Genomic DNA, 20,133 nt, shown 5'->3' on the forward strand with positions numbered 1-20,133 from the left:
ATCATTAAAAATCGTCCATTCCCTCCAGGTCCAGATCCATGTCCCCGTCATCCTGATCCAGGGCCTCTATCTCCATATCCCCGAAGGTTTCTTCCTGCTTCAGCTGGATCTTGCCGATCTTCATCAGTTCCAATACGGCCAGGAAGGTGACCACCACTTCCAGCTTGTCCCCCTGCCCTTCCAGCAGCTGCCTGAAGCTGAAATGCCTCCTGCCTTTTGCAAAGGTGAGAAGCTGACCGATCTTCTGCTCCAGACTGACCGGCTCCCTTTTTATAGTACCGAAATTGCTTCTGATGGGGTCGATCTTATCCTCCTTGCGCTTCATCACCTGCTCAAAGATCCTCTGGAGCTTGGCCAGAGTGAGACCGTCCAGCAGTCGGTCCAGATCCACGGGCGGCTCATATTTTGCCACCTCAGGCGGCAGGGTGGAGGGCTTATACAAATGCTTCTGAGCCCCATCCTCCCGGTCGGCCAGTTCGTCCGCCATCAGCCTGTACCGCTTATATTCCAATAACCGCTGTACCAGTTCAGCCCTGGGGTCGATCTCTTCCCCTTCCTCGTCCACTTCCTTGGGCAGCAGCATTTTCGCCTTGATGTCTAACAGCGTGGCTGCCATGACAAGGAACTCGCTGACCACGTTCAGGTCCTCCCGCTCCATATGGCGCACGTAATCCAGGTACTGGGCCGTAATATCCACAATGGGGATATCATATATATTTACCTTGTTCTTTTCAATGAGATGGAGCAGCAGGTCCAGAGGGCCCTCAAAATGCTCCAGCTTGTATGATATGGTCTCCATGTGTCCACCTGTTCCCATTTATTGCTGAATTGCAACTGTTCAGGACGGCTCATCTTTTTGACCGGAAAAGCCGTCCTGGACTGTAACGCTGAATTTTATATTATCACAAATCCCTCTCTGTTTACAAGGGTCCTGTTATTTCCGCTGTTTTTTAAGGTACACCACCACCAGCTGTGGCCGGTTGTTTAACCGGATATTGATGGAGTGGGTCCCCAGTCCCCGGCTCACCACCATCCGCTTTCCCTGCTGTTCAAAATCCCCGGCGCACCAGGGCAGAAAAAACTGGTACTGGGGCGTCATGACTCCTCCCAGCACGGGAATCCGTATGGTTCCCCCATGAAAATGACCTGCCAGGGTCAAATCGGCCCCCCAGGCCGCATAGTCCGCAAAGTAAAGAGGTGAGTGGGCCAGAAGGATCCTGAACCTGTCTTTTCCTTCCACATGGTCTGTCCGCCCCAGCTTCCGGTCCAGATATTCCTTTCCCATGGAGGGCATTTTCTGGTACAGGGCCTTCCGGTAATAGCGCTTGCCCAGATCGATCCCAGAAATCAGGACATCTGTTCCCAAAGCCGCGGTTTCATCCTCCAGGTACACCACTCCCATGCGTCTTAAAGCGCTTTTGTATTCCTCATACAGAGTTCCGTATACGTCCCGCTCCCAGGTCATACGGTTTTCGTGGTTGCCGTTTCCATAATAGACCGGATACCGGTCTGCCAGCTGCGAAATCAGTTTTATGGGGACGCCCACATCCCCCGTCCCCTTGCACACCATCATATCGCCGCCGCACAGGACGGCGTCCGGTTTTATGCCGCGGACCGCCTCCACCAGCTGGCAGTTGTCCTGCCCGAATTCGTTGTTATGTAAATCCGACAAAAACACAAGGGTCCTGTCCTGATCCAGTTTATCTGATCCCATGGTCACTGCTTCCACGGAAAAATGTTTCTTCTCATATTCTGACAGGGCCAGGCAGGCGCAGCCCAGCCCGGCCATCCATGCTGCCGCTTCTTTCCACATATAATAGTTCTTCCTCTTAATACTCAAATGTTCCGTTTTTAAACAGACCGATGACATCGGACAGCACATCACACCGGGCTGCCAGCAGTCCGGATAGTTCCTCATCCGGCTCATCCTGGTCCGGCACCATCACGGGAAGGAACCCGCCCGCGTAGGCTGCCCTGATCCCGTTAAAGCTGTCCTCCAGTACCATACACTCCTCCGGATCTTCCCCCAGGGTGCCGGCTGCCAAAAGGAAGATCGCGGGATTTGGCTTCGCCTCCTCCACCATGTCTCCATATATGTAATGGTCAAAATATCCTTCCACCCCTGCGCTTTTTACATTTCCCTGGGTCCACTCCCGTCCGCTGGCCGTGGCCACTGCGGTCTTTATATTATGGGACTTCAGGTATTCCAGCAGTTCCTTAAGCCCCGGCTTAACCGGCGCCCCGTTTTTTTTCACCCAGTGATAGGAATACAGCCGCTTTTCCTCGCATATGGAATCAAAATCAATGTCAGGGCCATACTGCCTGATGAACGCCTCTTTCACCTTATCCGGCTTCGTCCCCCTCAGATCCCTGAAAAAATCCTTTTCAAATGTTATATTGTGCTTTGCCGCCGCTGTCTCCCAGCCCTCAAGCACAAGCCGTTCCGTATCAAACATAAGACCATCCTGGTCAAATATGACCGCCTTTACTTTCTTTGCCATGGTTCATTCTCCTTTTGCTCCGGGCGCCTGTCATCATAAGGGACTGGACAGGCCACTGCCCAATGCCAGTCCCTTTGTCTATGATATTCCTCTATCATGTCTGCCGACATTATATCATCTGCACCCGGCTTTGTAAAATCAAATTTCGCGGGGGAATATGCGCCAGAGCGTGTTTGGATACGGTTCTAAGCCTTGAGGAACCAGGGTGAAAGCTCCTGCCCTGCAAAATATCCCTGGTCATGGTGGCAGACCGGACAGAACTGGGGCGGTTCTTCCCCTTCATAAATATAGCCGCAGTTGGTACAAACCCAGCTGTTCTTTTCCTGGCGGTCATAAAGCCTTCCCTCGCCTAACAGGCCGGCCAGATACTGAAAGCGTTCGCCGTGGGTCTTCTCAATTTCCGCGATCATGCGGAAGGATGCTGCGATCTGGGCAAATCCCTCCTTTTCAGCAACCTCTGCAAAGGATTTGTACACCACATCATGCTCCTCATACTCATTGTGGGCAGCGGCATTCAACTGGGCCAGGGTATTTTCCTCCAAATCCACCGGATAACCTCCGTCAATGAATATGGTCTCCTTATCCAATGGCTTCAGATAGTTGTAAAAAATCTCGGCATGTTCCTTTTCCTGGTTTGCCGTGTATTTAAATACCATCTCCACCATGGGCATTTTCTGCTTTTTTGCCAGCCCTGCCGCAAAGGTGTAGCGGTTCCTTGCCTGGCTTTCGCCGGCAAATGCCCTCATCAGATTTTTTGCTGTTTCGCTTGTCTTAAAATCCGTCATAAAAATTCCTCCTTTTCTCAGTCGTGGTACCTGAATCTATGTTCACTCCTAACTATGCCCTGAAACCTTCTCTTTTATTCCCATTTTTACCAATCATTCTTGTAATTATAAGGCCCCCATGATATAATCCATTTATTGATAATAACGATTTAAGGAGGAGTACACTATGATCCGCTATGACCGCTTATGGGCCACCATGGAAGCACGTGGAATGACCCAGTACAGACTGATCAAACAGTACAGTTTCAGCGCCGGACAAATCGGCCGCCTGAAAAAGAACATGCACGTATCCACCCACACCCTTGACACCCTGTGCTCCATCCTGGAGTGCGATATCAGCGACATCATAGAGTATGTCCCCGATGAACTTCCCCAGCCAGAGGAAGTGCCGGCCGGCCAGAGCGCAGACACCCCGGATGATCGTGATCAGGCAGAGGGTCCCGGTCAGGAAGGGGATTATGGCCAGGGAGAAGATTCCGGCCAGGGAGAGGATTCCGGCCAGGAGGACACGCCTCCGGCCAAGCAGAAAAGGTCCGATCCGGCCAAGGGCGACAAGCCTGAAGCGGCCAAGAACGACAAACCCAAAAAAGCAGGCAAGTCCAAAAAGGGCGAAAAGGGTGATAAAAAATCATCCAAAGACGGGAAAAAGGGAAAAGACAGCAAGAAAAACAAATAAACATTCAGCCATATCCGCAGGCGGTCCGAGAATTTTCACTCTCTTCAGACCGCCTGTTGTTTATTTTCCACCTTTTTGATGTATTGTCGGATTTACTTTCCACGGACAAATGCTAGAATTGAGATATGAGAAACAACTGTTGATAAAACAAAGAACTGTTGATCAAGCAAGAGAGGGAGGAGCGATTTAGAATGAGGAAGTTTCAGAAAGTATCAGCATGTATCATGGCAGTAGCCCTTGCAGCCACAGGCTGTTCCGGCGGCAGTACCGGCACAAAGGCACCGGCTGAGCCGGCCAAGACAGAGGCGGCCGGGGAGGCAAAAGCACAGGCGGCAAGCGGGGAAGCGGCCGGGGAAGAGGATCCCGTACTGGTGGTTTACACGGCCCGCAGCGAGGCCCTGAACAATGCTGTGATCCCTGAGTTTGAAAAGGATACGGGCATCAAAGTTGAAGTTGTGGTGGCAGGGACCGGCGAACTTCTTAAGAGGGCCCAGTCAGAAAAGGATAACCCTCTGGGCGATATCTTCTGGGTAGCTGACCAGACCATGCTCTCCGCTTCCAAGGACCTGTTCATGGAGTATGTCTCCTCCGAGGACGGCAACATGCTGGAGGCATTCCGCAATACCACCGGATATTTCACACCTGCATTTGCAGACCCAACGGTCATGATCGTAAACAAGGACTTAAAGGGCGACATGAAGATCGATGGCTTTGAGGATCTTCTAAATCCTGAGTTAAAGGGCAAGATCGCTTTCGGCGACCCTGTAAACTCCAGCTCCGCATTCCAGTCCTTACTGGCCATGCTTTACGGCATGGGAAAGGACGGCGATCCCCTGTCAGACCAGGCCTGGGATTATGTGGACCAGTTCATCGCCAACCTGGACGGCAAGATGTGCAACAGCTCCAGCCAGGTATACAAGGGCGTGGCCGAGGGCGAGTATGTGGTAGGGCTTACCTGGGAAGATCCGGCAGCCAACTATGTTAAGGAAGGCGCAGCTGTAGAGGTTGTATTCCCGGAAGAGGGAGCCATATTCCCCGGAGAGTCCGTACAGATCTTAAAAGACTGCAAACATCCGGAAAACGCCAAAAAATTTGTGGACTACATGCTGTCCGAAAAGATTCAGAACGCAGTGGGCTCCAACCTGACCGTCAGACCCCTTAGAAAGGACGCCAAGTTAGCTGACTATATGACACCACAGTCTGAAATTAAACTGTTTGATAATTATGATGAGGGATGGGTTGCTGAACACAAGACAGAAATCACCAATCTGTTCAGCGAGCACATGGAGACATCCATGGATTAATGATTCCCGTCTGTTAAAAGGACTGCCCTGGACCTGACCACCACTCTGCCGCGGTGCCGTACCATGTTTGCGGTACGGCACCGCGGCACCAACCGCCTCCCCCGGCGGGAGTCGGTCAGATATGGCAGTCCTTTTCTGTTCCCAAAATAAGCTTTTCTGTTCCCAAAATCAGGACAATATCCGCCCGGGCGGTCGGGAGAAAGCCGGACGGACGCTTAATATTAAGGAGGATTTACAGGTATGAGTGTAGCGATCAACATTGAAAATGTCATCAAACGTTTTGGCAAGGACACTATTATAAACGGCCTTTCCCTGGACGTGCGGCCCGGTGAATTTTTTACCCTTCTGGGCCCTTCCGGGTGCGGAAAGACCACTCTGCTGCGCATGATCATCGGCTTTAACTCCATTGAAGGCGGCGAGATCAAAATCGATGGCAAGGTCATCAACAACATTCCCACCAACAAAAGGAACATGGGAATGGTATTTCAGAACTATGCCATTTTCCCCCACATGTCCGTGCGCGACAATGTGGCCTTTGGATTAAAGAACAGGAAAATGCCTCAGGCCCAGATAGAATCCCAGGTGGACGAAATACTGAAAGTGGTAAAGATCGATCACCTGAAAAAGCGTATGCCCTCCAAGCTGTCCGGCGGCCAGCAGCAGCGTGTGGCTCTGGCCAGGGCCATTGTCATCCATCCGGAGGTCCTTCTCATGGATGAACCCCTGTCCAACCTGGACGCAAAGCTGCGTGTGGAAATGCGCAATGCCATCAAGCGGATCCAGCAGCAGGTGGGCATCACCACCCTTTACGTGACTCATGACCAGGAGGAGGCCCTGGCCGTATCGGACCGGATCGCTGTCATGAACGGAGGCGTCATCCAGCAGATCGATACCCCAAAGAACATTTACCAGCGCCCTGCCAATCTGTTCGTGTCCACCTTTATCGGACTCTCCAACATCCTTGACGGCGCCATTGAAACCTCGGGCAATACCACCCTGGTGCGCATGGGCGATTACGCGGTTGCCATGGATAACCTGAACAGCTCCTGTGTTAACGGCCAGCCTGTCAAGGTGTCTGTACGTCCTGAGGAATTTATCCTGAACAGAGAGGCGGACCAGGGCATACCTGCCATTGTGCGAAGCAGCGTATTCCTGGGAGTCACCACCCACTATTTTGTGGAAACAGCGGACGGAAAAGAGATGGAGGTTATCCAGAATTCCGATATATGGGATATCATCCCTGACCACACCCCGGTACGCCTTGGGGTTCAGCCGGCTAAGATCAACGTATATAACCAGGACGGCAGCGAAAGCCTTATTGTCAGGAGGGAGCATTCATGAGGTATGCAGGAGAGAAAAAACTGAATATATGGATCGTCATGGCACTGGGAATCCTGGCCCTGTTCCTTCTCTTCGTGGTCTATCCCCTGGTCCTTGTGCTGTATAAAAGCGTGCTTACCGAGGAAGGTAAGCTGAGTTTTAGCTACTTTACAAAATTCTTTGCAAGAAAATATTACTGGAGCACCCTGGTGAACAGCTTTAAGGTAACTATTGTCTCCACCCTGGTGGCCGCGTTTTTAGGCCTGATCATGGCCTATGTGCTGCGGAGCGTAAAGATCCGTGGCAGCAAGTACCTGAACATCCTGATCGTGATCTCCTATCTCTCACCGCCATTTATCGGAGCTTACGCATGGATCCAGCTGCTGGGCCGCAACGGTTTTATCACCAAGATCCTCAACAGCCTGTTCCAGGTCAAACTGGGAGGTATTTACGGTTTTGCCGGCATTGTGCTGGTATTCTCACTCCAGTCCTTTCCATTGGTATACATGTATATTTCAGGTGCATTAAAAAACCTGGACAATTCCTTGAATGAAGCCGCGGAAAGCCTGGGATGCACAGCGTTCCAGCGTGTCATACAGGTCATCATTCCCCTGGTCATGCCCACCATGCTTGCCAGCTCCCTGCTGGTATTCATGAGGGTGTTCTCTGATTTCGGCACCCCCATGCTCATCGGCGAGGGATACAAGACCTTCCCGGTGCTGGTCTACAGCCAGTTTATGGGTGAGGTGAGTACGGATGACCATTTTGCGGCAGCTCTCTGTGTGATCGTCATTGTCATAACCCTGGTACTGTTCTTCTTCCAGCGCTATTTGGGAAACCGGTTCACCTACTCCATGACCGCCTTAAAACCCATGGAAGCGGAACACTGTACAGGGACCAAGAATATCCTGTCCCACCTGTTTGTGTATGCAGTGGTGTTTGTGGCCATCCTGCCGCAGCTGACCGTTATCTTCACCTCCTTCCTGGCAACAGGCGGAGGCACGGTTTACACCGGAGGCTTTTCACTGGAAAACTACAGGAATACCCTGTTCTCCAAGAACAACAACGGCGCTATTTTCAACACCTACCTGTTTGGCCTGTGCGCCATTGCCATTGTGGTGGTGCTGGGAATCCTTATCTCCTATCTCACCGTGAGAAAGAAATCCTTCCTCACCGGCATACTGGACACAGTGACCATGTTTCCCTATATCATCCCTGGATCCGTACTTGGTATCTCCTTCCTGTATGCATTTAACAGCAAACCCATGCTCCTCAGCGGCACGGCCATTATCATCATCATTTCCCTGTCCATCCGGCGAATGCCCTACACCATCCGCTCCAGCACGGCCATCATCGGCCAGATCAGCCCCAGTGTGGAGGAGGCTGCCATCAGCCTGGGGTGTACGGAGACAAAATCCTTTGTAAAGATAACCGTACCCATGATGATGTCCGGCGTGCTCTCAGGCGCTATCATGAGCTGGATCACCCTGATCAGCGAGCTCAGTTCCTCCATCATCCTCTACACCAGCAAGACCCAGACCCTGACCGTGGCCATCTACGCGGAAGTTATCAGGAGCAATTTCGGCAATGCGGCTGCTTATTCCACCATACTGACATTGACCAGTATCGTATCCCTGCTGGTGTTCTTTAAGGTAACGGGAAGCAACGATATCAGTATATAGAATCATAGAAGGATCCCTGTCTGGAACAGGAACTGAAACTATGGTATAATTAAGTTTACGGCCGCTCTCCTGGCTAAAAGAAGGGCGGCCGGCAGACAGAAGCTTAACAGGAGGCACTTATGGCAGCCAGCAATCAGTACAGGGATTATATTAAACGTTCCTTTCTCAGATATTCGTTTTCCATTATCAGCCTGCTGTTTGTGCTGGTGGGACTGTTTCTGTTCATCAATGTGGAATGGATCAGCGCCGGAGGAAATAAAAAGAACAACGCCCTGCTGGCAGAGATCCTGGACCGGCAGGTGGGCGATTATGAGAAAGGGCTGGTCCGGTTCACCTCGGATTACAGGATCCTGGAAGCCCTTAAGGACAAAGACAGCGGCCGGGTTACCGAGGTAAACCGGCTGCTTTATGAGTTTTCCACCCGGCAGTCCATCCGGTGCAGCTTTGTGCTCACGGACAGCGGCGGCACCATCGTTAGCTCCAACCTGTTTGAGGGAAACCGGGATATCTTTTTAAACAGCACGGTTTATCAGAGTTTATTCGAGAAAATGGCCCTTGAGCCGGATAAGATCTTCACCCTGCCAAGCAGGCTCAATTATGCCCATGGACAGGAGGGGGATCTGATCTTGTCCCGGGCTGTTTCAGACTCATCAAAGGTACTGGGGTATCTTTTTTTTGATCTGTCGGACGAACAGATCTATGAGACGGTTAGGAACTATCCCCTGGATGACGTGATCCTCACGGACCGCTATGATAACCTGATCTTTTCCATCGGCAGGCAGAGCGCCGATCCCATGGAGAAGTATCCGGCAGGCAAGTACAGGATGGAGTGGGAAAAGGGAAATGTGGTCAGGGTAAACGGCAAGCACTACCACGTACAAAAGGAAATGCTTCCGGAAAGCACCCTGGTGCTGTACACCCTGGTGTCCATGGAGTTCCAGAGGACCCTGGTGTCCTACGGCATGCTGTTTCTGGGCCTGGTGGGTATACTGATGCTGGTCATGATACCGCCGCTGACCTTTCGGATCACCAGGAAGAATCTGGAAGCCATTGATGAACTGCAGACCTCTGTGGCCGAGATGGGCCGTGGCAACATGGACTATAAGCTCAAGGGTCAGGTGTTTGATGAGTTTAAGGTACTGGGGGACGCGTTCCGCAAAATGGTCCTGCAGCGGGAGGAGCTGATGCTGCACAACAGTGAGCTGGCCGAGCGCAAGCGGGTGATGGAGATCAAGCAGCTGGAGGAACAATTTAACCCTCATTTTATCTTTAATGTGCTGGAGACACTGCGCTACGAGATCGTGATCGATGGAGCTAAGGCCTCCGACATGGTCATGGCTTTTGCCAACCTGATGCGCTACAGCATCTATTACGGAAGCACCATTGTCCCTCTTCAGACCGATATTGAGTACATCAACGACTACCTGCTCCTCCAGAAAATGCGCTATAACAGACGGCTGAACTATCATATCGACATACCGGAGGAGCTTTTGGGGTGCAGGATCCCCAAACTTTTACTCCAGCCCGTGGTGGAAAATTCCCTTGTCCACGGGATGAAGGATATACACTCTGTTTCCGTCACCATCAGCGCATGGATGGCAGAGGGGAATTTAAAACTCTGCGTGGAGGATAACGGCAGCGGCATCAGCAAAGAGAAACTGGAGGAGCTCAGGGAAGGCCTGGAGCAGGAGGACATTTACAGGGAGCATATCGGGCTGTACAATTCCCACCGGGTGGTAAGACTGCTCTACGGGCCGGCTTACGGTATGGCCATTGACAGCAGCCCGGGCAAGGGTACAAGGGTGGTCATCACCCTTCCCGCAGAGATGGAGGATGGTTATGTATAAAGTCCTGATCGTGGAAGATGAAGATATCATACGCAAAGGCCTGATGTTTATGGTGAACTGGCAGCAGGCCGGCTGTGTGGTGGCCGGTGAAGCCGCGGACGGCCTGGAGGGACTGGAGAAGATCAGGGAAACCAGGCCCGACATCGTAATCGTGGACATCAACATGCCGGTCATGGACGGCCTGGAAATGCTGGAAAAAAGCATACGGGAATACGGATATGACGCCATCATCGTGTCCGGGTACAGCGAATTTGAATATGCCAGAAAAGCCATCACCCTGGGGGTGACAGAGTATCTGCTAAAGCCTGTAAACTTTAATGAACTGTATGATGCCCTTGGAAAGATAATCCAAAAACAGATGGCTGCCGCCAGGCTGCGGGATGAGATGAAGCAGATCGACATGGAAAAAAAGAAACTGGGGATCCTGGACTCCCTGTCCCCGGAGGAGCTGGCCGAGGGCAATCCCCATGTGGAGTTCATGATGGATTACATCAGGGAACACTACTACTCCCGGGTATCCCTGACAGATGTAAGCGAACAGTGCGGCATGTCCTGCACTTATCTCAATGCCAAGTTCAAAAGCGGCACGGGCTACACCTTTAATGATTTTCTTAACCGCTACCGGATGCAGAAGGCAGTGGAGCTTTTAAAGGAAAATAAATACAAGGTCTACGAGATCGCAGACCTTGTGGGATTTTCTGACTATAAATATTTTATCAAGGTATTTAAAAAATACATTGGCTGTTCCCCTGTACGCTTTATCGAGGGCGGGGGGGAATCCTCCTGAATAAGGACCGGGACTTTCAGGGGGTCATGAAACCTTAAAATCCTCGCAGTAATTGGGCCGGCGGATATCCAGCACCATGGGCAGGTTTCCGTCACAGAACCGCTTATCCAGTGCTTCCATGCCGTATTCCAGCTTGTACTCGATCTCCTCCTTGTAGGCGGGAACCACCATATAGAAGTTGATCTCTTTCCCGTCTTCCGCCTTCATGGAGCCCATGTCACCGCCGGTCTGCACCAGGACCACCCCGCCCATCCGGGTATCCTGGCATAAGGGTTCATAATCCGGGCCGTTGGGTATGGTGTGGCCCCAGCCCAGCCAGGTACCGTACTCATGGGGAAACCGGGCCAGGTACTTGATCAGCCGTATGGGCCAGTACTGGGAATCCGGTATGTCGGAGTCCAGCTGCCCTGTCTCCCCCGGGTTCCATTCCTTTGGAAGGAACATAAAAAGTTCCCCATATTTTAGATCTTCCCTGTGGGCGATCTCCTCAGGCAGGGTCATGGGCAGGTCGCTCATACCGGTGGTGTACATCACATAGTAGGGTTTGTCCTCTCTGGGACGCATGATATTCACGTCAATGTGGACCAGATCCGACAATATCTCATGAAACACAAATTCCTCCCGGTCCGGAAACAGGGCGCCAAAATGTCGGGTGATCTCCTCCCCGTACTCCCCGTAAGCCTGGGGGGGACGCCACTCCTTGTCTTTCTTTTCATCATAATGATAGATCGGGCTTCCTCCCTTTGATACCGAATCAGCCTTTGGTCCCTTTTTCAGAAGCTTGTCCAGCAGTCCCATTATTATCCTCCTATTCTTTTTCGTGTACTCTCGGAGTCTCCCGGGGTACACTTACGTCTTTTTGTCTTCATAATATTTCTGCTTTTTCATATACATGTTCTTATCCGCCCTGCGGCATGTACTGAACAGGTTGTCATCCGCCTCCTCATCAAAGATGGCCGAACCCCAGGAGAATGTAAACTCCGGCCGAAAGGCCAGCTTGTCAAACTCCTTTTTAAGACGCGCCACAAAATCCTCGATCCCGGCCTGGGTGGCTTTTGGCATCATCACCACAAACTCATCACCGCCTATACGGTACATGACCCCTTCCCCGGTATGCATGTTCAGATAGGCCTTGGATATACATGTGATGTACCGGTCTCCCACATCATGGCCCAGGGTGTCGTTAATATGCTTTAAGCTGTTCAGATCGATCAGGATAAAACCGATCCCGGATTCCATCTTTTTGGCTTCCAGGTTATTCATATCCAGCTGATAAGCATTCCTGTTCTTAAGCTGGGTCAGATAGTCCATGTTGGACATGTCCCTGTAAAATGGGTTGGAAATACGCCGGAACAGGAACCTGGATACCAGGCAGGCGATCAGGCTGAACAGCAGGATAAACACGGGAAGGGCACGCCTTAAGTTCTGGTACGTCCTGTACTGATGGTCTGCCCTGAACTCAATCCCGATCACTCCGATCACTTCATCCCCCTCATAGATGGGCATATATGTAATGAAGATCTTTCCCCAGTCTGTTTTCTTGATCTCCTCCGGCATCACGATTTCACCCTGCATGGCGCGCTCCATGTCCGGATAAATCTCCCGCTCAATGGGGTCTCCGGGGTACCTGAAATCCTCTGCTCCCGGATCCAGACAGTCTATGACATACACAAATTCCCCGTTCTCGTCCATCTTAGCAGTGTAAAGGTACATGACCCCTGTGATCTCCCTGACCCGCTGGAACCTGTCATGCATCCTGGTATAGTTTTCCTTGAGCACATCCTCCCGTGCGGAAATATGCTTAAATGTATCCGGTTCAAAGCGCTCCCCGATATAGGTATAGATATGCTCCGCCTGGTCATTCAGGCTGCGCAGCATATCCCGGTAGGTAATCTTATACTGAACCATAAATATGGAATAAGATAAAAGAGCCACTATGACAGCGGTAAATACGGAAACCTGGATATCCACTCTTCTCCACATGGCTGATCTCATAATAACAGTTTCTCCTTTGCAGGCATCTGGCAGCATTCCCCTGCTTTTCCCAGTAATCTACTGTTATTATAACCTTCTGCTCCTGGTTTGTCCATGTGTGTCAGGAGACTTTTATATCTCTTTAACCTTCTGTTCCCTCCACCGGGACCATTACTTTCACAATATAATCCTCATAATCTGTCACGGTCAGCTCGTCCACCATCAGGTCCTCATACCACATCCGGCCGGTGGACAGCCCCCTATGCCTGGCAAAATCCGAGATCAGCCTGTATGGTATCTCCATATTCCAGTTATACCCCTTGTGGCACATTTCCACATAGTCTCCTCCCGGCCGCATCATGACCTTGGAGGACGAGGCTTTTTTCTCCAGCCTTGTATAAACTTTTACATACCGGTCATAGATCCCCTGCTCCAAATCCTCCCCCAGGCAGATGGAGCCCACGGCTCCCATGGCTCCGTGGTATTTCTCCTGCATCCTCACGTGTTCCGCTATGTCCACCGCCACCTTCCGCTCATCCTGGGCGCTGACATCGGATACCAGAAGGAAGTCCGCCCTGCGCTTCACCAGACTTGGGGTATCCAGGCTGGTGGTCAGCGCTTCCCTGATATTCTGCTTCTCATTGCGGATAAACCGCTTCATGTTCTTAAGGCGTTCAATCTCCTCATCGATCTGCGCCTCCTTATTATCCATCATGGCCATGAACCGCTCCGGGGAACGGTTCTCCATGTATTCCTTGATCTCCTCCAGGGGCATGCCCAGCTTCTGGAGGGCCTTGATCACCTCGAACACATCCATCTGCCAGACAAAATAATACCTGTATCCGTTTTCCCCCTTCAGGGCCGGGGACAGAAGGCCGATTTGGTCATAGTGGAACAAAGTGTGTTTTTTCACTCCCAGTATCCTTGCAAACTCTCCTGTTGTAAAATATAATTCTGAATGATTTTCCATATTCAATCTCCTCTTGACTATCGGGTAACCCTATACTATATGATAATACCTGCGGCTGAATTTAGCAACCTTTTAACAGCTCTCTTGTTGGGAGCCAGTTTACAAACAGGAGTTTATTATGAGTCATTCGTTATCTAAAAAATTCACATTCGGGTCGCTGCTTATGTTTGCCCTTCCCACTACCATTATGATGGTGGTCATGTCCCTGTATACCATTGTGGATGGTGTGTTCGTGTCCAGGTATGTCAGCACCAACGCCCTGTCATCCATCAATATCGTATACCCTGTGATCAACATTGTCCTGGGTATCAGCGTGATGCTGTCCACGGGAAGCAGCGCCATTGTAGCAAAAAAAATGGGCGAAGGACGGCCGGACAGCGCCCGACAGACCTTCACCACCATTATTTTATTAAATATCGGGCTGGGGCTGGTCATTGCCCTGTTTGGGAATCTGGCGGCCGTCCCCCTGTCCCGTCTCCTGGGTGCCAGCGAACTTTTACTGGAGGATTGCGTCACCTATCTCCGCTGGCAGCTGGCATTTGCGCCGGCCCTTATGCTCCAGATCCTGTTTCAGATGTATTTTGTCACCGAAGGCCGCCCCGGGATCGGGCTGTTCCTCACCCTGCTGGCAGGAGTCAGCAACGCGTTACTGGACTATCTGCTGATCGTGCCCCTTGGACTTGGGATCGCAGGAGCCGCCATTGCCACGGTGACCGGATATATGATACCGGCTGTCATCGGTCTTCTCTACTTTGCGTGTTCCAGAAGGTCCTTGTGGCTGGTACGTCCCCGCATGGAACGGGGGGAACTTAAAGACACCTGCATCAATGGTTCCTCCGAGATGGTGACCAATCTGTCGTCCGGCATCATCACCTTTCTCTTTAACCTGGCCATGATGCACTTTGCTGGGGAGGACGGTGTTGCGGCCATCACCATCATACAGTACTCCCAGTTCCTGTTAAACGCCCTGTTCATGGGATTTTCACAGGGTGTGTCACCGGTCATCAGCTTTAACTACGGAAGCAAAAACCACAATCAGCTCAAGCAGGTGTTCAGGACCTCCCTTATCTTTACAGCGGTGACCTCCCTGGCCACATTCCTGCTGGCCCAGGTCACAGGAAGCCTGGTGGTGGGAGTTTTTGCCAGGCCCGGCACAGCGGTCTACGCCCTGGCCCGCCACGGATTTACCATTTTCGCCTTCAGCTTCCTGTTCTCAGGCCTGACCATCTTTGCCTCGGCTCTGTTTACAGCCCTTTCAGACGGACGCATATCCGCTGTCATCTCCTTTGTGCGCACCTTTGGCCTTATTATCACAAGCCTTCTGGTGCTGCCGTTCCTGATCGGTATTGACGGAGTTTGGCTGGCCATCCCCATTGCGGAGTTTGGAGGAGTGATGCTGAGTATCTATTATATGAAGAAACTGAAGGACGTCTACCGCTATGCGTAAATCATCTGATGTCACCCTACACCCATTGATCTGACTCCGTTGTTCAGACTCTCTGGTTCAGATTCCCTTGATAAACTTAGTGGGTGACTTCAGCGTATACTTCTTAAACACGGAGCAGAAATGCTTATAATCCGTAAAGCCGGTGGCTTCGGAGATCTCACTGATGCGGTACTGTCTTGTGTTCAGCAGCATGACCGCCTGCTGTACCCTGTATTTGTTGAGGAAGTCCAGAAATGTCTGTTCTGTGACTTCCTTAAATTTTCGGCTGAGATAGCTGGCGCTGACCCCCAGATCCTCTGAAATCCCCTCAATACTGATCTTTTCGGCATAGTGCTCCTTGATGGTTCCGATGGCCTTTGACACATACTGATTCTCCGAAAGATCCAGCTGCATGTAATATTCCAGGTTCATGCTTCCCCCCTCCAGCTCCGCCTGTTCCAGCACATACTCCGCCTGCCTGGTACTGGCAATCTCCTCCCCCAGCCGTTTCATGATGTCTGCCAGCGCCTCCTCATCCACGGGCTTTAGCAGGTACTCACACACTCTGGCCTCAATAGCCCTTCTGGCATACTCGAAATCAGCATAACTGGTCAGAAGGATACTTTTAAAACGCACCTGTTCCGAAGCCTTTTTTATCATCTCTATCCCATCCATAAACGGCATACAGATATCTGTGATCACCACGTCCGGACGGCACTCCAGTATCTTCTCAAACCCTTCTTTTCCATCTCCTGCCTCCGCCACCACCACACAGCCCATGGAAAGCCAGTCCGTGGTATACACGAGCCCCTTCCTGATCATATCCTCATCTTCTGCAATTAAGACGCGCAGCATGCTTCCTCCTCCTGCTCATCCCACAGGGCCTAATATAGGACACCCGGGTACTGTATCTGATTCTACGTTTCCTCCCGGACCACGGGCAGGGTCACAACCAGGGTGGTCCCATGCCCCTCCGTGCTCCGGATCTCCACCCCATACGGCCTTCCGTACAGGATCGTAATCCTCCGGTGTATGTTGTAAAGGCCTGAATGCCGGCTGGTATTTTCCTTCTGCTCCAGCATGGCGTTCAGTTCACTAAGTGTCTCCTGGGGAATGCCCACCCCATCGTCACGGCAGATCATCATCAGCTTTCCCTCATGGATATACACCTTCATCTCCACCTTCAGGTTCAGCTGGTTCCCGAACCCGTATTTTACCGAGTTCTCGATCATGGGCTGAAGGACCAGCTTGGGGATCCTGCACTCCATGGCTTCCGGCTCGATCTCCGCCTGGAATCCAAGACGGGGGCCGAACCGGCGCTTTAGAATGGTCAGATAATTTTCCAGATGCTCCATATCTTCCTTCAGGGTCACCTGGTCCTTGCTGCCGTCCAGGCTGTAGCGCAGCAGATTGGACAGGGAAAATACCATTCGCTCCGCTGTGGCCGGTTCCAGCTTACACATATAACGTATGTTCTCCAATGTGTTGTAAAGGAAATGGGGGTTGAACTGGGACTCCAGCTGCTTGTTCTGGGCCATTGCCACCAGTTCGGTCATCTTCCGGTTATTCTCCATCTGCAGCTTCAGGCTGCCGATGGTCTCGTTGAACGCATCTGCAATAATGCGGAACTCATTGTCGCTGTCGATCTGGATAGAACTTTCCAGGTCGCCGGACCTGGCATTTTCCATCACATCCAGGATCCGGTAAAAGTCCTCGGTCTTTGTCTCCGTCACCTTCCTGGCCCGGAACAGCATCCACAGGGTCATCATGGCCAGGGCCGTGATCACCAGCATGCTGCTGAGAGACAGGGAAATAACAATGTTCTGTATGTCCGAGATGGAGTAGACGTTGAACAGCCGGTGGTACACCTGGCTGCCGGACACCAGGTACATCTGCTTGTCATAGGACAGATAATGTCCGGCCCGCTCCAGAACCCCCAGGACCTGGTTGCTTTTGCTGATAAAGTTATAATTGCTGCCAGCAAACACCCACCCATAGGAGTCCGTAATAATGGTCTGGGTCTCCAGGCGGTCCAGTATCTGCTGTATCTGGCTGCCTGGAATGGCGCACACCACATATCCCACGGTCTGCCCCTCCCGCTCCACGCTCCGTCCCAGGGCAATGGTGCTCTGCTGGCTCCGCCATCCCTCCACCAGCTTTACCGCGGTCTGTCCCGGGCGGCTGTCCATATACCAGAAGATTCCCCACGACACCCCCTCCGGCACGTCCAGGTAAGCCGGCCTGTCCCCACGGCTGGACAAAAGGATATTCCGGTCCCGGTCCATGACAAACAGGTCTCCCTTCACATCCAGGCTGTTGGTGATCCCATAGAATTCCTCAAATATTCCGGCCCTGCTCCTGGTGTCCATGGTTTCCCCAAACATTTCCGGCCTGGCGGACAGCTGTTTGATCCCGTCCTCATACCGTTTAAGGATCTGCTCCAGCTGTGCGGCCGCATAGGCGTTGTTCTCTTCCGTGATGCTCTTTCTCCCGTGGAGAAGGGCCGCCATAAAGAACAGGCCGCACAGCAGGGTGAAGATCACAGCCGGCACAATGGCATAGGAGATGAACATGTGCTGGAGTTCATCCCTGAAATATTTCTCCTTCTTCATCCGGCCTGCCCTCCATCGGACACCCGCCGGAAAATCTCTGCAAACCGTTCCAGCCACTCCTTTTTCCTGCTGTTGACCAGGTCCAGGTCATCATAGATGATATGTACTTTATCCTTGTCCGGCAGATACTCCGGCTCCTCCACATCCTTTCTCACCGAACGGCGGACCAGTCGGTCCGCGATCACGGTCTGGGCATCCTTTCCCGTGACAAAATCCACAAAATCCTTTGCGTCCGCCATATGGCGGCTGCCCTTGACAATGCCCACCACATCCGGGGTGGAAATGACGCCCTCCTTCATATAAACCAACCGGACCGGTTCCCCCTGGGCCACATAGTGGGCCCCTCCCTCCTCAAAGGTAAGCCCCACCGCAAACTGTCCCTCTGCCACTCCCTGGTAAACCTGAGCCGAACCGCCAAGGAGGGTTCCGTCCAGGTTCCGGCAGAACTGCTCCACATAATCCCATCCCTTTTCCGGGTCCCCGTCCCCCATGGCATAAAGCATGTTGATCAAATGCTCATAGGCAGAGGATGAGGTGGAGGGATTGCACATGGCGATCTTTCCCCTGAGCTCCGGCTTCAGCAGGTCTTCATACCCCTCCACCACCGTGTCCCCGATCAGATTGGTATTCACCATGATCACGCTGGGCATGTCCGTAAAACGGGTCAGGCTGCCTCCCGGGTTCTTAAATTCTTCCCGCACCATGTCCTCATTTTTACTTACATAGGGTTCAAACAGCTCCTGCCTGGGGCTGGTGGTGGAAAGGGAACCTCCCCAGAAAATGTCGCAGGCCGGCTCCCGGTGCTCCTCCACCATCTGAAGCAGTTCCCCGGTGCCCCCGGTCTGTACATAGGTCCTCACCCCGGTCCTGTTCTCAAATTCCGACACAATGGGGTTTATAAACTCCAACGGATGAGGGCAGTATATCACCAGCACCTCATCCGTCTCACCTTCCGCGGCCGCGGATTGCCCGCTGCCTGCGCATCCCGCCAGGCAGAGGGCAATCCCTATGGCCGCCATATATATGTTCCAATTCTTTTTCATCGGTTTCACGATCCTCACTGGTATGATACGAACATGTGCCATAACGTAACTGTTCTGAAAGGCTTATCTTCTTGACCGGAAAAACCGGTCCTGAACTGTTCCATCATTTTATTGTATCAACCGGCTTAAAGAATGTAAACCCCCTTGGGGTCGAAATCCAGATACGCCTTCTCACCCACCTCGTAGATGCGCCGGTTCACCGGATTATAGTCCGTGATCTCCAGCAGCATGGCTCCCACCATAACCTCATAGTACTGATAAGAACCCATGAAGGTGGACAGACTGACCGTTGCCTCTAAAAGCCCCTGTTCCGCCAGGGTTGCTCCCTCAGGCCGGATCACCAAAGTGGCATCCGCCCCCGGCTCTGCGTGGGCAAAGTTGTTAACCTCCAGCTCCTGTCCCACCACATCGATCACAGCCTTTTCACCGTTCACGGTTTTCACCTTTGCATCCAGGAAATTGGCCTCTCCGATAAAGTCAGCCACAAACTTGGAGGAGGGATGATAATAGATTTCCCTGGGCGTGCCGATCTGCTCCACCTTGCCCTGGCTCATGATAATGATCTTATCGGAAATGCTCATGGCCTCGGACTGGTCGTGGGTTACATAGATGGCCGTGATCCCCACCTTTTGCTGGATCTTTCGGATCTCCGTTCTCATGGTCACGCGCAGTTTGGCATCCAGGTTGCTCAACGGCTCGTCAAACAGCAGAACGCTGGGTTCAATCACCAGGGCCCTGGCTAGGGCCACACGCTGCTGCTGGCCGCCGGACAGCTGGTTGGTCATACGCGATTCCATTCCGTCCATCTCCACCAGCTTAAGGATATTCATGACCCGCTCATGGATCTCCTCCTTGGGAAGCTTGCGTATCTTAAGGCCATAGGCCACATTGTCAAACACGTTGTAATGAGGCAGAAGGGCGTAGCTTTGGAACACCATGGCCGTATCCCTTTTGTTGGGCGTCAGGGCATTGATGTTCTCATCCCCCAGGAAGATATCCCCCTCGTCCGGGCTCTCAAACCCGGCGATCATACGAAGGGTGGTGGTCTTTCCGCAGCCGGACGGCCCTAACAAGGTGACAAAGGATCCCGGCTCTATGTCCAGCGTTGTGTCCTGCACTGCATAGAACTCTTTTCCTGTTTTTGGATCCGTATATATTTTGGAAATGTGGTCCAGACGGACGCCTTTTTTCTGTTTTTCCATGTTA

General features: G+C 52.1%; 18 protein-coding genes. 7 read left to right on the forward strand and 11 right to left on the reverse strand.

All coding sequences use genetic code 11. From position 1 onward, the window contains the following. Window positions 1–4: 4 nt before the first annotated feature. From HMPREF9469_RS25520 to rbr, 4 genes are all read right to left on the reverse strand, one after another. Window positions 5–799 (reverse strand): segregation and condensation protein A, encoded by a 795-nt coding sequence (locus HMPREF9469_RS25520; protein ID WP_007868994.1) that lies wholly within the window; start codon window positions 797–799, stop codon window positions 5–7. Between the two features lie 135 nt (window positions 800–934). Next, on the reverse strand, window positions 935–1,813 hold the full coding sequence (locus tag HMPREF9469_RS25525) for a metallophosphoesterase (RefSeq protein ID WP_007868997.1): 879 nt from the start codon (window positions 1,811–1,813) through the stop codon (window positions 935–937). Between the two features lie 16 nt (window positions 1,814–1,829). After that, window positions 1,830–2,501 (reverse strand): HAD family hydrolase, encoded by a 672-nt coding sequence (locus HMPREF9469_RS25530; protein WP_007869000.1) that lies wholly within the window; start codon window positions 2,499–2,501, stop codon window positions 1,830–1,832. A gap of 185 nt (window positions 2,502–2,686) precedes the next feature. Next, window positions 2,687–3,286 (reverse strand): rubrerythrin, encoded by a 600-nt coding sequence (gene rbr, locus HMPREF9469_RS25535; protein ID WP_007869001.1) that lies wholly within the window; start codon window positions 3,284–3,286, stop codon window positions 2,687–2,689. Window positions 3,287–3,452: 166 nt separating this feature from the next. Here rbr and HMPREF9469_RS25540 point away from each other — a divergent pair, with 166 nt between their 5' ends. The 6 genes from HMPREF9469_RS25540 (at window position 3,453) to HMPREF9469_RS25565 (ending at window position 10,902) form a co-directional block, all read left to right on the forward strand. Beyond that, window positions 3,453–3,962 carry a helix-turn-helix domain-containing protein gene (locus HMPREF9469_RS25540; protein WP_007869005.1) on the forward strand — a complete coding sequence of 170 codons (510 nt, stop codon included), beginning with the start codon at window positions 3,453–3,455 and terminating at the stop codon, window positions 3,960–3,962. A 191-nt stretch (window positions 3,963–4,153) separates the two neighbouring features. Continuing rightward, window positions 4,154–5,266, forward strand: a complete 1,113-nt coding sequence (locus HMPREF9469_RS25545; protein WP_007869008.1) for an extracellular solute-binding protein — start codon at window positions 4,154–4,156, stop codon at window positions 5,264–5,266. A gap of 240 nt (window positions 5,267–5,506) precedes the next feature. Then, window positions 5,507–6,607, forward strand: a complete 1,101-nt coding sequence (locus tag HMPREF9469_RS25550) for an ABC transporter ATP-binding protein (RefSeq protein ID WP_007869011.1) — start codon at window positions 5,507–5,509, stop codon at window positions 6,605–6,607. Beyond that, window positions 6,604–8,268: an ABC transporter permease gene (locus tag HMPREF9469_RS25555; protein ID WP_007869013.1), complete on the forward strand. Its 1,665-nt coding sequence runs from the start codon at window positions 6,604–6,606 to the stop codon at window positions 8,266–8,268. Before HMPREF9469_RS25550 ends, HMPREF9469_RS25555 begins: the two co-directional genes overlap by 4 nt. A gap of 119 nt (window positions 8,269–8,387) precedes the next feature. After that, complete coding sequence (locus HMPREF9469_RS25560; RefSeq protein ID WP_007869015.1) at window positions 8,388–10,115, forward strand: sensor histidine kinase; 1,728 nt, start codon at window positions 8,388–8,390, stop codon at window positions 10,113–10,115. Beyond that, a complete protein-coding gene (locus tag HMPREF9469_RS25565; protein WP_007869017.1) occupies window positions 10,108–10,902 on the forward strand; it encodes a response regulator transcription factor in 795 nt (264 codons plus the stop codon). The genes HMPREF9469_RS25560 and HMPREF9469_RS25565 overlap by 8 nt, the downstream gene beginning before the upstream one ends. Before the next feature lie 24 nt (window positions 10,903–10,926). Here HMPREF9469_RS25565 and HMPREF9469_RS25570 read toward each other — a convergent pair whose 3' ends face one another. The 3 genes from HMPREF9469_RS25570 to HMPREF9469_RS25580 form a co-directional block, all read right to left on the reverse strand. Continuing rightward, entirely contained in the window at window positions 10,927–11,700 is a 774-nt protein-coding gene (locus HMPREF9469_RS25570; RefSeq protein ID WP_007869018.1) for a suppressor of fused domain protein, read from the reverse strand. 51 nt (window positions 11,701–11,751) lie between these two features. Further along, window positions 11,752–12,897 carry a GGDEF domain-containing protein gene (locus HMPREF9469_RS25575; protein ID WP_007869020.1) on the reverse strand — a complete coding sequence of 382 codons (1,146 nt, stop codon included), beginning with the start codon at window positions 12,895–12,897 and terminating at the stop codon, window positions 11,752–11,754. A gap of 121 nt (window positions 12,898–13,018) precedes the next feature. Then, window positions 13,019–13,846: a MerR family transcriptional regulator gene (locus tag HMPREF9469_RS25580; RefSeq protein ID WP_007869024.1), complete on the reverse strand. Its 828-nt coding sequence runs from the start codon at window positions 13,844–13,846 to the stop codon at window positions 13,019–13,021. A gap of 118 nt (window positions 13,847–13,964) precedes the next feature. Here HMPREF9469_RS25580 and HMPREF9469_RS25585 point away from each other — a divergent pair, with 118 nt between their 5' ends. Beyond that, on the forward strand, window positions 13,965–15,293 hold the full coding sequence (locus HMPREF9469_RS25585) for an MATE family efflux transporter (protein WP_007869027.1): 1,329 nt from the start codon (window positions 13,965–13,967) through the stop codon (window positions 15,291–15,293). 57 nt (window positions 15,294–15,350) lie between these two features. Here the strand turns inward: HMPREF9469_RS25585 and HMPREF9469_RS25590 are convergent, their stop codons facing one another. The 4 genes from HMPREF9469_RS25590 to HMPREF9469_RS25605 all read right to left on the reverse strand — a co-directional run bounded on the left by HMPREF9469_RS25590 (window position 15,351) and on the right by HMPREF9469_RS25605 (window position 20,129). Beyond that, window positions 15,351–16,127 (reverse strand): response regulator transcription factor, encoded by a 777-nt coding sequence (locus HMPREF9469_RS25590; protein ID WP_007869029.1) that lies wholly within the window; start codon window positions 16,125–16,127, stop codon window positions 15,351–15,353. Window positions 16,128–16,189: 62 nt separating this feature from the next. After that, on the reverse strand, window positions 16,190–17,884 hold the full coding sequence (locus HMPREF9469_RS25595; protein ID WP_007869031.1) for a sensor histidine kinase: 1,695 nt from the start codon (window positions 17,882–17,884) through the stop codon (window positions 16,190–16,192). Then, window positions 17,881–18,927 carry an extracellular solute-binding protein gene (locus tag HMPREF9469_RS25600; protein ID WP_007869033.1) on the reverse strand — a complete coding sequence of 349 codons (1,047 nt, stop codon included), beginning with the start codon at window positions 18,925–18,927 and terminating at the stop codon, window positions 17,881–17,883. Before HMPREF9469_RS25600 ends, HMPREF9469_RS25595 begins: the two co-directional genes overlap by 4 nt. 125 nt (window positions 18,928–19,052) lie before the next feature. Further along, window positions 19,053–20,129 (reverse strand): ABC transporter ATP-binding protein, encoded by a 1,077-nt coding sequence (locus tag HMPREF9469_RS25605; protein ID WP_007869034.1) that lies wholly within the window; start codon window positions 20,127–20,129, stop codon window positions 19,053–19,055. Between the last annotated feature and the right edge of the window lie 4 nt (window positions 20,130–20,133).

Origin of the sequence: [Clostridium] citroniae WAL-17108, from assembly GCF_000233455.1 — a bacterium.
Taxonomy (GTDB): Bacteria; Bacillota; Clostridia; order Lachnospirales; family Lachnospiraceae; genus Enterocloster; species Enterocloster citroniae.

Coding starts and splice junctions, on each gene's coding strand:
- HMPREF9469_RS25520 (WP_007868994.1), bottom strand. CDS start 799: ATGGAGACCATATCATACAAGCTGGAGCATTTTGAGGGCCCTCTGGAC.
- HMPREF9469_RS25525 (WP_007868997.1), bottom strand. CDS start 1,813: ATGTGGAAAGAAGCGGCAGCATGGATGGCCGGGCTGGGCTGCGCCTGC.
- HMPREF9469_RS25530 (WP_007869000.1), bottom strand. CDS start 2,501: ATGGCAAAGAAAGTAAAGGCGGTCATATTTGACCAGGATGGTCTTATG.
- rbr (WP_007869001.1), bottom strand. CDS start 3,286: ATGACGGATTTTAAGACAAGCGAAACAGCAAAAAATCTGATGAGGGCA.
- HMPREF9469_RS25540 (WP_007869005.1), top strand. CDS start 3,453: ATGATCCGCTATGACCGCTTATGGGCCACCATGGAAGCACGTGGAATG.
- HMPREF9469_RS25545 (WP_007869008.1), top strand. CDS start 4,154: ATGAGGAAGTTTCAGAAAGTATCAGCATGTATCATGGCAGTAGCCCTT.
- HMPREF9469_RS25550 (WP_007869011.1), top strand. CDS start 5,507: ATGAGTGTAGCGATCAACATTGAAAATGTCATCAAACGTTTTGGCAAG.
- HMPREF9469_RS25555 (WP_007869013.1), top strand. CDS start 6,604: ATGAGGTATGCAGGAGAGAAAAAACTGAATATATGGATCGTCATGGCA.
- HMPREF9469_RS25560 (WP_007869015.1), top strand. CDS start 8,388: ATGGCAGCCAGCAATCAGTACAGGGATTATATTAAACGTTCCTTTCTC.
- HMPREF9469_RS25565 (WP_007869017.1), top strand. CDS start 10,108: ATGTATAAAGTCCTGATCGTGGAAGATGAAGATATCATACGCAAAGGC.
- HMPREF9469_RS25570 (WP_007869018.1), bottom strand. CDS start 11,700: ATGGGACTGCTGGACAAGCTTCTGAAAAAGGGACCAAAGGCTGATTCG.
- HMPREF9469_RS25575 (WP_007869020.1), bottom strand. CDS start 12,897: ATGAGATCAGCCATGTGGAGAAGAGTGGATATCCAGGTTTCCGTATTT.
- HMPREF9469_RS25580 (WP_007869024.1), bottom strand. CDS start 13,846: ATGGAAAATCATTCAGAATTATATTTTACAACAGGAGAGTTTGCAAGG.
- HMPREF9469_RS25585 (WP_007869027.1), top strand. CDS start 13,965: ATGAGTCATTCGTTATCTAAAAAATTCACATTCGGGTCGCTGCTTATG.
- HMPREF9469_RS25590 (WP_007869029.1), bottom strand. CDS start 16,127: ATGCTGCGCGTCTTAATTGCAGAAGATGAGGATATGATCAGGAAGGGG.
- HMPREF9469_RS25595 (WP_007869031.1), bottom strand. CDS start 17,884: ATGAAGAAGGAGAAATATTTCAGGGATGAACTCCAGCACATGTTCATC.
- HMPREF9469_RS25600 (WP_007869033.1), bottom strand. CDS start 18,927: ATGAAAAAGAATTGGAACATATATATGGCGGCCATAGGGATTGCCCTC.
- HMPREF9469_RS25605 (WP_007869034.1), bottom strand. CDS start 20,129: ATGGAAAAACAGAAAAAAGGCGTCCGTCTGGACCACATTTCCAAAATA.